Annotated in this window: 10 protein-coding genes; 2 read left to right on the top strand and 8 right to left on the bottom strand. The window is 75.1% G+C overall.

Features of this window, described 5'->3' with window-relative positions:
- Together FXF65_RS21210 and FXF65_RS21205 are read left to right on the top strand one after the other, a co-directional pair.
- Positions 1-465, top strand: a complete 465-nt coding sequence (locus FXF65_RS21210) for a hypothetical protein (protein ID WP_148351732.1) — start codon at positions 1-3, stop codon at positions 463-465.
- Between the two features lie 23 nt (positions 466-488).
- Positions 489-1685 carry an ROK family protein gene (locus tag FXF65_RS21205; protein WP_148351731.1) on the top strand — a complete coding sequence of 399 codons (1197 nt, stop codon included), beginning with the start codon at positions 489-491 and terminating at the stop codon, positions 1683-1685.
- Positions 1686-1689: 4 nt separating this feature from the next.
- On the opposite strand, the gene FXF65_RS21200 is transcribed toward FXF65_RS21205, so the two are convergent.
- From FXF65_RS21200 to FXF65_RS21165, 8 genes are all read right to left on the bottom strand, one after another.
- Positions 1690-2097 carry a cupin domain-containing protein gene (locus FXF65_RS21200; RefSeq protein WP_148351730.1) on the bottom strand — a complete coding sequence of 136 codons (408 nt, stop codon included), beginning with the start codon at positions 2095-2097 and terminating at the stop codon, positions 1690-1692.
- On the bottom strand, positions 2097-2918 hold the full coding sequence (locus tag FXF65_RS21195; protein ID WP_148351729.1) for a phosphoenolpyruvate hydrolase family protein: 822 nt from the start codon (positions 2916-2918) through the stop codon (positions 2097-2099). The genes FXF65_RS21200 and FXF65_RS21195 overlap by 1 nt, the downstream gene beginning before the upstream one ends.
- A 22-nt stretch (positions 2919-2940) precedes the next feature.
- Positions 2941-4137: a Tm-1-like ATP-binding domain-containing protein gene (locus FXF65_RS21190; protein ID WP_148351728.1), complete on the bottom strand. Its 1197-nt coding sequence runs from the start codon at positions 4135-4137 to the stop codon at positions 2941-2943.
- A 92-nt stretch (positions 4138-4229) separates the two neighbouring features.
- On the bottom strand, positions 4230-4922 hold the full coding sequence (locus tag FXF65_RS21185; protein WP_148351727.1) for an ABC transporter ATP-binding protein: 693 nt from the start codon (positions 4920-4922) through the stop codon (positions 4230-4232).
- On the bottom strand, positions 4919-5857 hold the full coding sequence (locus FXF65_RS21180) for an ABC transporter ATP-binding protein (RefSeq protein WP_148351726.1): 939 nt from the start codon (positions 5855-5857) through the stop codon (positions 4919-4921). Before FXF65_RS21180 ends, FXF65_RS21185 begins: the two co-directional genes overlap by 4 nt.
- Positions 5854-8412: a CRISPR-associated protein Cas5 gene (cas5, locus tag FXF65_RS21175; RefSeq protein WP_148351725.1), complete on the bottom strand. Its 2559-nt coding sequence runs from the start codon at positions 8410-8412 to the stop codon at positions 5854-5856. Before cas5 ends, FXF65_RS21180 begins: the two co-directional genes overlap by 4 nt.
- The gene (locus tag FXF65_RS21170; RefSeq protein WP_148351724.1) at positions 8409-11681 is read right to left on the bottom strand and encodes an FtsX-like permease family protein; all 3273 of its coding nucleotides are present in this window, start codon (positions 11679-11681) and stop codon (positions 8409-8411) included. Before FXF65_RS21170 ends, cas5 begins: the two co-directional genes overlap by 4 nt.
- 127 nt (positions 11682-11808) lie before the next feature.
- A complete protein-coding gene (locus FXF65_RS21165; protein ID WP_148351723.1) occupies positions 11809-14385 on the bottom strand; it encodes an FtsX-like permease family protein in 2577 nt (858 codons plus the stop codon).
- Positions 14386-14398: the final 13 nt, after the last annotated feature.

Genomic DNA, 14398 nt, shown 5'->3' with positions numbered 1-14398 from the left:
GTGCTCCCGACCGCGTTCGCCTCGCCGATGGGGATCGTCCCGTCCCCGCCGTGGATCGCGCGCAGCCCCGCCGGAACGAGCTGGACGAGCCCCGCCGAGCCCGAGCACCAGCGCGCCGAGCCCGGCGCCGAGCCGCCCGCCGCCGACCGTCATGATCGCGGCGCCGCCGACCAGCGCGATCAGCGCGACCGGCAGCGCGGCGGCCCCGAGCCGCGCCGCCGCGCGGTGCCCGACCAGCCCGACGATCACCAGCCCGAGCGCGAACGCCGAGGGGTAGAGGGCGACCTCGCCGCGCGGCAGCCCGCGCTCCTCGCGCAGCTCGGGGAGGATCGCGCCGAGCGCGGTGAGCAGGTAGCCGAGGCAGGCGAGCGTCGCGTAGAGCCCGTAGGTGCCGGACGTCCGGCGCAGCGTCGCGGTGTCGTCCATGGGCGCCTCCGGAGGATTATGCTCGTGACACGAGGATAATTCGGGCGGGCCAGGATGTCACCATGCAGCCGACGACTCAGCCGACGACTCAGCCGACGACGACCGCGCATTCGGCACGGGCCCTGCGGAGTCAGGGCGCGCTCGCCGTGCTGCGGCACGCGCACGCGCACCCGTCCGCGACCAGGGCGGACGCGGCCCGCGCGCTCGGGCTGAGCAGCGGGTCCGCCGCCGAGATCACGGCGCGGCTCAAGGCGGCCCGGCTGATCGAGGAGGACGCGCCGCCCCGCACCGGCGGGCGCGGCCGACCGTCGCCCTCGCTCGTCCCCCACCCGGAGGGCCCGCTCGTCTGCGTGGTCGACATCAGCCACGAGGGGTGGCGGGTCGCGTGCGTCGAACTCGGCGGACGGGTCGTCAGCGAGGACGCGGGCCGCCACTCCGGCACGCCCGCCGTCCTCGACGACCTCGCCGAGCGGGTCGCGGACCGCCGCGCCCTTCACGGGCGGCGGCTGCGCGCCGTGTCGGCCTGCGTCGCGGCGGCGGTCAGCGGGACGACGGTCGTCCAGGCGTCCGGGCTGGGCTGGGACGACGTCGGGCTCGAACCGCTGCGGCCGCCGGGCGTCCCGCTCCTCGTCGGCAACGACGCCTCCCTCGCCGGGCTCGCCGAGGCGCGGCGCGGCGCGGGCGCTGGGGCGCCGGTCGTCCTGCACCTGACGGTCGAGGTCGGGGTCGGCGGCGTCCTCGTCGTGGACGGACGTCCCATCGACGGCGCGACCGGCGCGGGCGGCGAGTTCGGCCACCTGCCGTTCGGCGACCCGGCGCTGCGCTGCCCGTGCGGCGCGTCCGGCTGCTGGGACCTCCAGGTCGACGGCCGCGCCATGGCCCGGACGCTCGGCCGCCCGGCCCCCCGCGATCCGCGCACGGAGGCCGAGCGGATCATCGCCGCCGCCTCCTCCGACCCGGCCGCCTCGGATGCCGTCGCGCAGGCCGCGCACGCGCTGGGACGCGGCATGGGCGGCCTCGTCAACGCGCTCGACCCGGAGGTCGTCACGCTCTCCGGCCTAGCCACCGACCTCGCCGCGACCGCGCCCGCAGCCTTGGACGACGGCTACACCGCCGCCCTGATGCGCTACCGGCGGGCCGCGCCGCCGCCCGTCCGTCCGTCCACCCTCGGCCCGCGAGGCCCGCTGACCGGCGCCGCCGACGCCGCCTTCGACACCCTCCTCACCGAAGCGGGCCTCGATTCATGGAATGCGAACTGACCGCCTAGTCCTGCCGCCATTCCGGCACGGCGCCGGTTTCCAATCGCCGGAAATCAGGTGCGCCTTCGAGGGCCTTCTCCTCGCCGCCCGGCGTGTACGTCACGATCAGCCTGAGCGGGCGCCACGTCGTGTTGTAGGTGGAATGCCACACGCCCTTCGGGATGTGGACGGCGTCGCCCTCCCGGATCGTGAACGGCTCCTTGTCGTCCACCATCTGGGTCGCCTCGCCGGAGATCACGTAGATGACCTCCTCCGCGCCCGGATGGTTGTGCCGCGCGTGCCCGCGCCCCGGGTTGACGATCACCTCGCCGAGCGTGCTCTGCGCGCCAGGCACGCCGGACGGCGTGACGAGCCATTTGATCGAGCCCCAGTCGAAGGTCATCGTCGGGACGGCACCGGGATTGCGCAGCATCAGATCTCCAGGTTCTTGAATGCGGCCACCTGCTCGGTGATGGCGCGCTCGGTCGGCAGCCGCTCGACCGACGACGCGCCGAAGAAGCCGACGACCCCCTCGGCGCGGGACAGGACGTAGGCGGCGTCGTCCGGCTCGGCGATGGGGCCGCCGTGGCACAGCACGAGGACGTCCGGCCGGACCTCCGCCGCCGCGACCTGCATCGCCTGCACGCGGGCGACGGCCTCGTCCAGCGTCAGGGCCGTGCCCGCGCCGATGCTGCCCTTGGTGGTGAGCCCGACGTGCGGGACGAGGACGTCCGCGCCCGCCTCCGCCATCGCCCGCGCCTGGGCCTCGTCGAACACGTAGGGAGCGGTGACGAGGTCGCGCTCGTGCGCGAGCCGCACCATCTCGACCTCCAGGTCGAACCCCATGCCGGTCTCTTCGATGTTCTGCCGGAACACCCCGTCGTACAGCCCGACCGTGGGGAAGTTCTGCACGCCCGCGAACCCCATGGCCTTGAGCTGGTCGAGGAAGACGGGCATCAGCCGGAACGGGTCGGTGCCGCACACTCCGGCGAGCACCGGCGTGTCCTTGACGACGGGCAGCACCTCGGACGCCATGTCGACCACGATCTGGTTGGCGTCCCCGAACGGGAGCAGGCCCGCGAGCGAACCGCGTCCCGCCATCCGGTAGCGGCCCGAGTTGTAGATGATGATCAGATCGACGCCGCCCGCCTCCGCGCACTTGGCGGACAGCCCCGTGCCCGCCCCCGCCCCGACGATCGGCCACCCGGACGCGACCACCGCCCGCAGCCGCTCCAACACCTCTTCCCGTTCCACTACGCCCTCCCCCTGGCCGCGGTCAGCGGCCCTCGCTGATCATCCGGTGCAGCCGGTCCGCCATGGCGCGGCCGAACGCCGGGTCGTTGATGTTCATGTCCAGCTTCTCCGTCTCCACGGCGCCCTCCAGCTCGGCGAAGCACGCCGCGTCCGCCGCCGGATCGTGGAACGGCATCCCCGGCGCGTCCAGCGCCGACACACCCGCGAGCGGGACGAACAGCGCGGTCGGCCCTTTCGCCTCGCGCAGCTTCGCCGCGACGCGCCGTCCCAACTCGGCCATCTCCTCCGGCGTCGTCCGCATCAGCGTGACGGTCGGGTTGTGGACGTAGAGGTTGCGCGCCCTGAACAGGTCCGGGACGGTCTCGCGCGGCCCGAAGTTGACCATGTCCAGCGCGCCGGGCGCCACGACCTGCGGAACCCCGTGCCGCCCGGCCGCCGTGAGCCGCTCGGGCCCCGCCGACAGGACACCGCCGACGAGATCGTCCGCCAGCTCCGTCGTGGTCAGGTCGAGCACTCCCGCGAGCAGCCCGCTCTCCGCGAGCCCCTCCAGAGCGCGTCCTCCGGCCCCCGTCGCATGGAAGACGAGCACCTCGTAACCCAGCTCATCGAGCCGCTCCCTGGCCGCGTCCACCGCAGGAGTCGTCACCCCGAACATCGACGCCGCGACCAACGGACGCTCGTCCGCCTCCGGCGCGTATGCCGCGTACGCCTTCGCCATCCCGGCCGCCGCTGCCGCCGCGTTCCCGAGGATCAGCCGCGACACCCGGTTCAGCCCCGCGATGTCCACGACGCTGTACATCATCGTGACGTCCTTGGCGCCCACGTACGGGGTCACGTCGCCAGACGCCATCGTGGACACGATCAGCTTCGGCAACCCGATGGGCAGATCCCGAACGGCCCGAGCCGCGATGGAAGACCCACCACTCCCACCCACGGCGAGCACGGCGTCCACCTGCTCCAAATCACCGAGCACAGCCGCCGCCCCGACACCCATCACAGTGACGGCGGCCCCACGATCCTGGGCATCTCGAAGCGCATCAATCGAAGCGCCCCCAGCCCGCGCAACCTGCCCCGCAGGAACATCAGCGTCGACCTCAGAAGCCTCAACCCCGGCGTCCACGAGCACGACCTCGCACCCGAGCGCCCACAGCCGCTCCCGAAGCCAGACGTACTCGTCCCCCTTGGTATCAAGCGTCCCCACCAACACCACAGTCGCCATGACCGGTCACTTCCCACCGACCCCGTCCGGCAACCGAGAACCCCCACTCCGCGGTCCGCTACAAACTCGCGTGCACGATCCCCGTCGAGTGATCAGGCGGGGATCGGGGACTCGGTGATTGTGCCGTCTTGGAGGTCTAGGACTCGGTCGGCTTGGGCTAGGAGGGTGTTGTCGTGGGTGGCGACGATGATTGTTACGCCTTCGCCTGCTACTACGGCGCGGAGGAGTGGCATTATCGCGGCGGCCGTTTCGGAGTCGAGTTGGCCGGTGGGCTCGTCGGCGAGGAGTAGGCGCGGGCGGTTCGCCAGGGCGCGGGCGATGGCCACGCGCTGGCGCTGGCCGCCGGACAGTTCGTAGGGGCGTTGGAGCGCGTGGTCGGCCAGGCCGACCAGGGCTAGGAGGACGCGGACGCGTTCGTCGCGTTCTGCGGGTGGGGTACGGGCGAGGCGGAGCGGCACCTCGACGTTCTCCGCCGCCGACAGCACCGGGATCAGGCCGTGCGACTGGAAGATGTAGCCGATGTGGTCGCGGCGGAGGGCGAGCAGGTCGTTCTCGCTGAGCGCGCCGACGTCGCGGCCGTCCACCCGGATGGTGCCGCCGTCCGGGGAGTCGAGGCCGCCGAGCAGGTTGAGCAGGGTGGTCTTGCCGGAGCCGGACCGGCCCTTGATCGCGACGATCTCGCCGGGCGCGACGGTGAAGGACGCGCCGCGCAGCGCCGGGACCTCGATCTTGCCGCTCTTGTAGACGCGGGTCAGCGCCTCGACGGCGACCATGGGCTCGGTCATTCGGTCTCCTCGCGGTCCGGCCAGACGCCGACGTGGTCGGTCTCCAGGTCGAGGCGGACGCGGTCGCGCATGTCGAGCGCCTCGGTGAACGGCTTCGGGAGCTGGACGCGCCCGGCCCGGTCCAGGACGGCGTACTCGGCGACGTGCCGGGTGCCGTCCTCGGCGGAGCGGCGGCGGACCTCGCTGCTCGTCCGGCCGTCGCGGATGCCGATGGTCCGGTCGACGCGTTCGGCGACCTGCGCGTCGTGGGTGACGACGACGGTGGTCGTGCCGAACTCCTCGTTGACCTGGCGGAGCGCGCCGAACACCTCGGCGGCGGTGGCGGTGTCCAGCTCGCCGGTCGGCTCGTCGGCGAGGACGACCTTCGGCTCGTTGGCGACCGCGACGGCGACCGCGATCCGCTGCTGCTGCCCGCCGGACAGCTCCTCGGGACGCCGCCCCGCGCAGTCCCCGACGCCGAGCATGCCGAGAAGTTCGGCGGCGCGGGTGGCGCGGCTGCGGCGGGACCGTCCGGCGAACCGCATCGGCAGCTCGACGTTCTGCGCGGCCGTCAGGTACGGGAGCAGGTTCCGGGACGTCTGCTGCCAGATGAACCCGACCCGGTGGCGGCGGAAGTTCAGCCGTTCCTTGGCCGCCATCGTCAGCAGGTCCGACCCGGCGACGCGGGCGACCCCGGCCGTGGGGACGTCCAGTCCGGACAGGATGTTCAGCAGCGTCGACTTCCCCGACCCGGACGCGCCCACGATCGCGACCAGCTCGCCCGGGTCGACGAGCAGGTCGAGTCCCTGCAGCGCGACGACCTCGACGCCGTCGGTCTTGTAGATGCGGACGAGGTTGTCGCACACGATGTGGGCGCCCTCGCCGTAAGCGGGCCCGCGTTCGGTGGCGCGCCGTTCCAGCTCGGCGAGGTCGGGCGCCTTGGTCGTATCGGTCATGAGTCCCCCGTTCTCAGGACGGTTCCGGGGCTTGCGTCGAAGATACGGTCGACGGCGAGCGCCGCCGCGGCGGCGAGCAGCAGCGCGCCGATCAGCCCGAGCAGCGCCGGGACGCCCGGAACGTGCGCCGTCACGGCGTAGCCGCCCGTATAGGGGCGCAGGTCGACGACCGGCCCGGTGATCTCGGGAAGGAGCAGGCCGAGCACCCATCCGCCGGCCGTCGCGCAGAGCAGCACGGGCGCGATCTCGACCAGCGCGAGCGCGCGGCTCTGCCGCCGGCTCAGCCCGAGGGCGCGCAGGTGGGCGATCGTGCGGGCGCGGGTGCGGGCGCCGACGACGAGGACGAACACCACGACGAGCAGCCCGAACGCGCCGCCGATGAGCGCGCCGTCCCGGAACGTGTCGTGCACGACGGACACGAGCGGCAGCCGCGTCATGTCGCGCAGGACGTCCTCCCGCACCGTGACGGCGTGGCCGGACGCGGCGGCGCGCAGCGCTTTGGCGTCCAGGTCGCGGCCGCCGACGAAGACCTGGGACGGGAAGCCCGTCGACTTGGCGACCATCGAGTAAGGGACGATCACGAACGCGCTGCCCGTGTCCTGCCCCGGGAACCGGTCGACCTCGGCCGCCACCCTGACCTGGATCGGGTCCATCCCGGCCCGGCTGATCGTCACGGTGCCGGTGCCGATCGTGTCGGCGGCGAGCGGCGAGGCCAGCACCCCGGACGTGCCGGGAATGTCCGGCACCTTGGGGGCGAGCCGCCGGTAGGCGTCGAGGTCCAGGCCGACGACGGTCATCGGCGCCGGGTCGTCGGTGATCCCGGCCCGGCTGATCATCCGGACCCGGACCACGCCCGTCACGCCCGGCACCGCGCGGATCCTCCGCAGGCCCGCGTCGTCCAGCGGCCCGGCCTCGACCCGCGCGTCCGCGCCGACCTCGGCCCAGGACGCGCGGACCTGGCCCGTCTTCAGCGCGTTGTCCACGGTGGCGGTGAACCCGGCGACGGCGGCGGCCAGCAGCAGCACGGCGACCGGCAGCGCCCCGACGAGGTTCTGCCGGGCGGCGCGGGCGAGCCCGATGAACGCGACGGCGCCGCTGCGCCGCCGCAGCACCGGCCCGGCGGCGCGCAGCAGGTACGGGTAGACGCGCAGCACCAGCACGCCGAGCGCCGCGCCGAGCAGCACCGGGACGGCCGCAACCAGCGGGTCGGTCCCGGCGTCCGGGCCGCGCTCGCGCAGCAGCACGACGCCGACCACGGCGAGCACCACGAGCAGCAGGTCGACGGCGCGCCGCCAGCGGGACGGGCGGGCGGCGCCGAGGTCGTCGCGCCGGTCGGTGACCGAGCCGAGCCCGCCGCTCCGCTCCCGCGCCACGATCGTCGCGGACACCAGCAGCACGGCCGCGACCAGCAGGCCGATCGCGAAGATCGAGCCGGTCTGCGGCGGGCCCGCGTCGAGGAGCCGTCCGGCCGCGTAGCCGAGCGCGGCCGACGGGACGACCGCGAGCGCGACCAGCCCGCAGGACGGCCCGGTGAGCTGGCGCAGCGACGCGCCGCGCGCCCGCATCAGCCCGAGCAGCGGCCGCAGCCGCACCCCGAGCAGCCCGGCGGCGAGCAGCAGCACCCCGGCGGCGACCGCGACGAGCCCGCCGAACGCCAGCCCGAGCACGGACTGCGCGGTGTGCAGCCGCGCCGCGAACTCCTTGAGCGTGACGTCCAGCCCGGTGCGGATCTCGCAGGGGAACATGTCGGAGCGTCCCGCGACGGCCGAGCGGTATGCGTCCAGGTCGTCGGCCATGCCCTCGGCGTCCCCGGCGTGGACGGCGTCCTTGCGGACCGGGAACCGCCAGCTGAACAGCAGCTTTCGCGCCGGGTCGGTGGTGAGCCGGGAGTACGCGTTCTGGTCGATCAGCGCCGTGCCCGCGTCCGCCTCGATCCCGGTGGACGGCATGTTCTCGATGACCGGGTGCAGCATCCGGGCGCGCGGCAGCCAGAACTCGTCGGCGGGGTTCAGCGGCTCGAACAGCCCGCTGACCCGGGCGTTGAGGTCGCCGAGCGGGAGCCGGTCGCCGACCTTGTAGCCCATCTGGTCCGCGTACCGCTTGGCGAGGACGACCTTCACGTCGCCGCTGTCCGCGCCGGGCGGGTTGATCGGCGGAATGCCGGAGACGAGCCGGACGCGCTCCGACGCGCGCGGGTCCCAGCCGAGGTAGAGCAGGCGCGGCCGGGCGAACTCGCCGTCGATGACGAAGGCGTCCGAGGTGACGGACGGCTCCGGCTCGCCGGTGACGTCCTTCAGCGACTTCGGCAGCATCTGCTGCCAGGTCAGCGACTTGGCGCCGAGGGCCGCGTCGCTCGGGACGGCGTTGAACGCCGCCTCGCCCGCCGCCCGGCCCTGCACCCGGACGTCGGCGCCCGCCCCGATCGCGGCGACGGCGGCGCGGTCGTACCCGGCGGCCGTCCGGGCGGGGACGGCGACGGCGAGCAGCGCCGCCGCGAACGTCAGCGCGGCGAGCGCGGCCAGCGGCACCCACTGCGCCCGAACGAGCCGAGTCACCGCTCCTCCCCCACCCTCAGCCCGGCGCCGAGTTCGCGGCGGCCGAGCAGGCGGATCACGGCGGCGAGGACGAGGCCGAGGACCGCCGCCACGCCGGCGAGCACGGCCGCCACCACCGGCCACTGGACGACCAGGTCGGCGGGCGGGTACGGCTGCGCGGCCTGCACGCTGAGCACGACGTGCGGGACGACGAGCCGCGCCACCACGAGGCCGAGGACGGTCCCGCCGAGCAGCCCGAGCGCGACCAGGTACGCCTGTTCGACGGCGAGCACCCCGGCGACCTGCCGGGGCCCGACGCCGATCGCGCGCAGCACCGCGAACTCGCGGGCCCGCTCCCCGGCGGTCACCGCCGCGTTCACCACGAACGCGATGAGGGCGAACGCGAGCGCCGCGCCGAAGCCGAGCACGAGCGCGCCCTGCAGCGCCGCGCCGAGCGGGGCGTCGCGGAGCCGGGAGTGCAGCTCGGCGCGGTCCGCGACGACCTCGCCCCAGGACGGGTCGCGGGTGAGCGCCCGGACGGCGGGCCCGGTGCGGCCGTCGCGCACCGCCGCCCACCATTCGCGCGGCACGGTGTTCGGCCCGGCGTCGCCGTCCTGGGCGAGCCTGCGCTGGGTGAGCGTCGGCAGGTCGACGAGGACGCCCGGCCGGTCCGGCGGGACGCTCGGCAGCGCGGGCGCGATCGCGACGACCTTGACCGGCTGGTCGCCGTCGACCGTGCTGACCGTGACGGTGCCGCCGACGCCGACCTTGGCGCGGCGCGCCGTCTCCGCGGTGACCACGCCCGGCAGGAGCGGCTGGAGGTTGGCGTTCTGCCTGGTGTGGGACGGCGGGTCGCCCGCGCCGAGCATCGCGTGGACGGTGCCCGCGAGCTCGAACGAGTAGCCGGGGTCCACGATCGGCGTGGCGGGGACCTGGAGCGTGGCGAGCCCGTCCGCCTTGTTCTTCATGGACGTCTTGAGCGGGTCGCCCTTGTCGGTCGCCGCGTCGGTGAAGGCGTCCCAGACGCCGTTCGCGGGCCGTGGGGCGTCCCCGGCGCCCTCCCCGGCGACCCGTCCCAGCCGCAGCTCGAACGTTCCCTCGGGCGCGTTGTCGTCGAAGGAGTAGTGCAGGCCGCGCACCGACAGCGGGTAGGACAGGACGCCGCCCGGCCCGGCCAGCTCGGCGGTGTCGAGCGCGAGGGTGTGGTCCCTGCCGTCCGGGACGAGCCCGGTCAGCTTCGCCTCGCGGGTCAGGCCGCGGGCGTCGGCGACCGTGACGCCGATCGTGTGCCGGACGCCCTGCAACGCGACGGGCGGCTTCCCGGTGCGGGTCATCCGGAGGTCGAACAGCAGCATCTTCGGCTTCCCCGGGACCGTCAGAGCGGCGGTCGCGGGACGCTGCCCGGCCAGCTCGTCCAGGCGCAGATCGTCCTTCAGCCCCGGCAGGACGCGCAGCAGCGGGCCGAGCGCCCGCGTGTCGGCGGCGAGCAGCGTCGTCGGCTCGTTGCCGAGGTCGGCGTCGACGCGCAGCACCGGCGTCGTCGCGGTGACGCCGGGGACCGCGGCGAACCGCCCGGTCTGGCCGAGCGCGGTCGGGGCGACGCCGCCGGTCGGCACGCCGAGCCGCAGGTCCGCGCCCGCCTGGAAGTCGGCCTGGTCGGTCTGCGACCGGCGCCAGGTCGCCATCGTCGTCACCGACAGGATCCCGACGGCCATCGCCATGACCAGCAGCAGGACGGGCCCCGCGTAGCGGAGCCTGCGCCGTCCGACCTGCCGGGTGCCGAGCGCGGTCACGAGGCCGCTGCCGCGGGTGGCGAGCCGCTCGGCGGCGCGGGAGGCGAACGGGACGGTCCGCAGCAGCAGCACCCCGCCCGCGAGCAGCGCCAGCGCCGGGCCGGACACGATGAACGGGTCGATCCCGGCCGTGCCGCCGCCCACGCCGTCCGCCCCGTACCGGGTGAGCTGCCAGATCGCGAGCCCGGCGACGAGCAGCAGCGCGAGGTCGGTGCCCGCGCCGCGCAGCCCGCCGTGGCCGGGCCGGCCGATCCCGGCCTGGGTCTCGACGAACGTCCGGTTCGCGCCGCGCAGCGTCGGGACCGTCAGGGCGACCGCGCAGGCGAGCGCCAGCGCGATCGACACGATCCAGAGCGGCGCGGCGGGCCCGGCGTCCAGCCGCAGCCCGGACGCCCGGACGGCGGGCGCGTGCCCGGCGAGCCGCAGCAGCGGCCCGGCGAGCAGCGGCCCGAGCAGCGCGCCGGGCAAGACGATCAGCAGCCCCTCGCCGAGGCCGAGCGCGGCGAGCTGCCGCATGCCCATGCCGCGGGTGCGCAGCAGCGCGACCTCGCCGCGCCGGTGGTCGGCGAGCAGCCGGGCGACGAGCAGCCACGCGCAGCCCGCGAGCAGGACGAGCTGGATCACCGGGATCAGCATCGTGGAACGCGCCACCTGGAGCGCGACCCGCAACTGCCCGGTCAGCTCGGGGAGTTTCGTCACGACGGAGAACTGCGCGCCGCCGCCCGCCCGCTTGAACGTCTCGGGCCCGGCGGCGACCCGGTCGCCGAGCGGGCCGAGGTCGCCGGAGCGGACGTCGCGCAGGTCCGGCATGACGGTGAAGCGGGCGTCGGCGCCGGTCCCGGTGAACCGCTCCGCGAACACCTCCGGACGGACGACGAGCGGACCGTAGGTCGTGTAGTCGAGCCGTTCCATGCCCGTGGTGATGAGCTTGTCGCCCTGCCAGAAGTAGCTTTCCGGGTCCGGGACGTCGAACAGCCCGACGACGCGGACCTTCACGACCGACTTCTTGTCGACGCGCCCGCGCAGGGTGAGGACGTCGCCGACGCCGACGCGCATGGCGCGGGCGGCCGGGCCGGGCAGCGCGGCCTCGGTCTCGGCGGTTCCGGCGGTGGGGGCGGGCCAGCGTCCCGTGCTGAGGCGGGTGTGCTTCTCGATCCCGGTGTAGGTCTCGAACGCGGTGAGGTCGGGGTGGTCGCTCTTCTCCTGGCCGGGGAGGGTGTAGGAGTCGCTGCGGACGCTCATCGAGATGGTGAGCGGCACGTCGCCGTAGATCTGGTCGAGCGCCGTCCGGATCCGTTTCTGGACCTCGCCGAGGCCGTCCGGGGGCACGTTGGTGCCGATCGTCGTGCCGACCGAGGCGAACGTCGCGTCCGCGAGCGTGCGCCGCAGTCCCTCGCGGGTGACCGACCCGGTGTAGCCGACCAGCGCGGCGAGGACGGTCGTCGCGAACAGGGCCGTCGCGCACGCGGCCAGTACGAGCGCGCGGTCGCCGGCCATCCGCCTGAGTGCAAGCCCCCGTCGTCCCACGGCCGCTCATGATCATTGAAAGGTGACGGGTACCACAAGGGGCCGTGATGATTCTTTGACTATTCGAAACATTCTCGCAACAAGGACAAATCACCCTTTAAGTGCCGGTTCGCAGCACCGTTCCGGGGTCGGCGTCGAAGGCGCGGTCGACCGCGACGGTCGCGGCGGCGGCCAGCAGCAGCGCCCCGGCGAGGCCGAGCAGCGCGGGCGTGTCCGGGACGTAGGCGATGACGGAATGGCCGCCCGTGTAGGGGCGCAGGTCCACCGCCGGGCCGGTGATCTGCGGCAGCAGGAGGCCGAGCACCCAGCCCGCGCCCACCGCGCACAGCAGCACCGGCGCGATCTCCACCAGCGCGAGGACGCGGCTCTGCCGCCCGCTCAGCCCGAGCATGCGCAGGGTGGCGGTCACCCGGCCCCGGGCCTGCGCGCCCGCGACCAGCACGAGCAGCACCGCGAGCAGGCCGAACGCGCCGGCGATGAGCGCGCCGTCCCGGAACGTGCCGTGCACGACGCCGACCATGGGGCCGGTCGTGAGGGCGCGCAGGTCGTCCTGCCGCATGCGGACGTCGCGTCCCGGGACGGCCGCGCGCAGCGCCTCGGCGTCGATGCGCTCCCCGGCCACGAAGACCTCGCGCGGGAAGCCGTGCTCCTCCGCGACCAGCCGGTACGGGACGATCACGAACGCGGTGCCCGCGTCCTGCCCGGGGAAGCGGTCGACGGTCCCGGACGGCGTGACGCGCAGCGGGTCCAGCCCGGGACGGCTGAGCACCACCGAGCCCGACCTGATCGTCTGGGCGGCGAGCGGCGACATGACGACGCCGGAGCGCGGCACGTCCGGGACGCCGGGCGCGAGCTTGCGGTAGACGCCGAGGTCCACGCCGATCACGGTCATCGGCGCGGGGTCCGTCGCGATGGACACGTTCTCGATGACCCGGGCCGTGACCACGCCCGTCACGCCCGGCACGGCGCGGATGCGGCGGAGCGTGGCGTCGTCCAGCGGCCCGGCGGCGACGCGGGCGTCCGCGCCGGTCCGCGCCCAGGACGCGCGCGCCTGCCCGGCCCGCAGCTCGGCGTTCACCGTCGCGGCGAATCCGGCGACGGCGGCGGCCAGCAGCAGGACGGCGAGCGGCAGCGCCCCGACCGGGTTCTGCCGTCCGGCGCGGGCGAGGCCGAGGAAGGCGACCGGCCCGCGGCGGCGGCGCAGCGCCGGACCGGCGGCGCGCAGCAGGTACGGGTAGCCGCGCAGCACGAGCACCCCGGCCGCCGCGCCGAGCAGCACCGGGACGGCCGCGACCAGCGGATCCGCGCCGGCGCCCGCGCCGCGGCGGCGCAGCAGCACGACGCCGGTCGCGGCGAGCGCGATCAGCAGCACCTCCACGACCCGGCGCCGCCGGGACGGGCGGGCGGCGGCCACGTCGTCCCGCCGGTCCGCGCCGGTCGAGGCCCGCCGGGCGCCGAGCACTGCGCCGACCGCCGCCACCGCGAGGACGGCGACCGCCAGCGCGCCGACCGCGTAGGCCGAGGACGGCTGCGGCGGACCGGCGTCGAGCAGCCGTCCGGCCAGGTAGCCGAGCGCGGCGGACGGCACGACCGCCGCCGCCGTGAGCCCGCCGCCGAGCGGCGCGAGCTGCCGCGCCGCTGCGCCGCGCGCCCGCATCAGCCCGAGCGCCGGACGCAGCCGCTCGCCGAACAGCCCGGCGGCGAGCAGCAGCACCCCGGCGGCGACGCCCGCGAGCCCGCCGAAGGCGAGGGCGAGGACGGACTGGGCCGCGTGCAGGCGGCCCAGGTACCCGTCCAGCCGCGTGTCGAGGACGGTGCTCACGGTGCAGGGGAAGATGTCCGCGCGGCCGGAGACGGCGGAGCGGTAGGCGTCCAGGGCGGCGGCGACCGAGTCCGCGTTGCGCGCGTCGACCTCGTCGGCGCGCACCGGGAACCGCCAGGTGAAGTTGAGCTGGCGGGTCGAGGTCCGGGTGATGGTGCTGTAGCCGTCGCCGTCCATCAGCGCGGTGCCCAGCTCGGCCTTCGTCCCCTCGCTGTCGATCGTGACCTTCTGGGGCTGGAGCATGCTCGGGTGCGGCGCCCAGTACGGGTCGGCGGCGTTCAGCGGGGCGTACACCCCGGCGACGCGGGTCCGGATCGTCCCCGGCTCCTTCCGCTCGAACAGCTCGATCCGGTCGCCGGGACGGTAGCCGAGCAGGTCGGCGTAGGTCTTGGGGATCAGGACGCCGATCTCGCCGGGTCGCGCGGCGCCCCACGGCAGGGACGGCGCGCCCGCCACGATCCGGATCCGCCGGGACGCGTCCGGCGCGAAGTTCAGCGTGAGCATGCGCGGCTGCTTGAACCTCCCGATCGCGTTCAGGTCGGCCGTGGCGATCGACGGCTCGGGGTCGCCGGTCACGCGGGCCAGGGACGGCGGCAGCAGCGACCGCCAGCCGACCGCCGCCGACGCCATCGCCTCGCCGGACGAGATCCGCCCGAACGCGGCCGCGCCGCCCGCCTTGCCCCGCACCTGCACGTCGGTGCCCGCCACCGCGTCGGCCGCGGCGCGGTCGTAGGCGTCGGCCGTCCGGGCCGGGACGAGCACGGCGAGCAGCGCCGCGACGAACGCCAGCAGGGCGATGCCCGCGAGAGGCGTCCAGTGCGCGCGGGCCAGCCGCAGGGCGGGTGCGGTCACCGTTCGTCCCCCA

This window comes from Actinomadura syzygii (genome assembly GCF_008085905.1).
Taxonomy (GTDB): Bacteria; Actinomycetota; Actinomycetes; order Streptosporangiales; family Streptosporangiaceae; genus Spirillospora; species Spirillospora syzygii.
This window is presented reverse-complemented; position numbering and strand designations above follow the sequence as displayed.

What these genes read in the sequence shown, in the direction of transcription:
- FXF65_RS21205 (WP_148351731.1), top strand. Translation starts at nt 489, where the DNA reads ATGCAGCCGACGACTCAGCCGACGACTCAGCCGACGACGACCGCGCAT.
- FXF65_RS21200 (WP_148351730.1), bottom strand. Translation starts at nt 2,097, where the DNA reads ATGCTGCGCAATCCCGGTGCCGTCCCGACGATGACCTTCGACTGGGGC.
- FXF65_RS21190 (WP_148351728.1), bottom strand. Translation starts at nt 4,137, where the DNA reads ATGGCGACTGTGGTGTTGGTGGGGACGCTTGATACCAAGGGGGACGAG.
- FXF65_RS21185 (WP_148351727.1), bottom strand. Translation starts at nt 4,922, where the DNA reads ATGACCGAGCCCATGGTCGCCGTCGAGGCGCTGACCCGCGTCTACAAG.
- FXF65_RS21180 (WP_148351726.1), bottom strand. Translation starts at nt 5,857, where the DNA reads ATGACCGATACGACCAAGGCGCCCGACCTCGCCGAGCTGGAACGGCGC.
- FXF65_RS21170 (WP_148351724.1), bottom strand. Translation starts at nt 11,681, where the DNA reads ATGGCCGGCGACCGCGCGCTCGTACTGGCCGCGTGCGCGACGGCCCTG.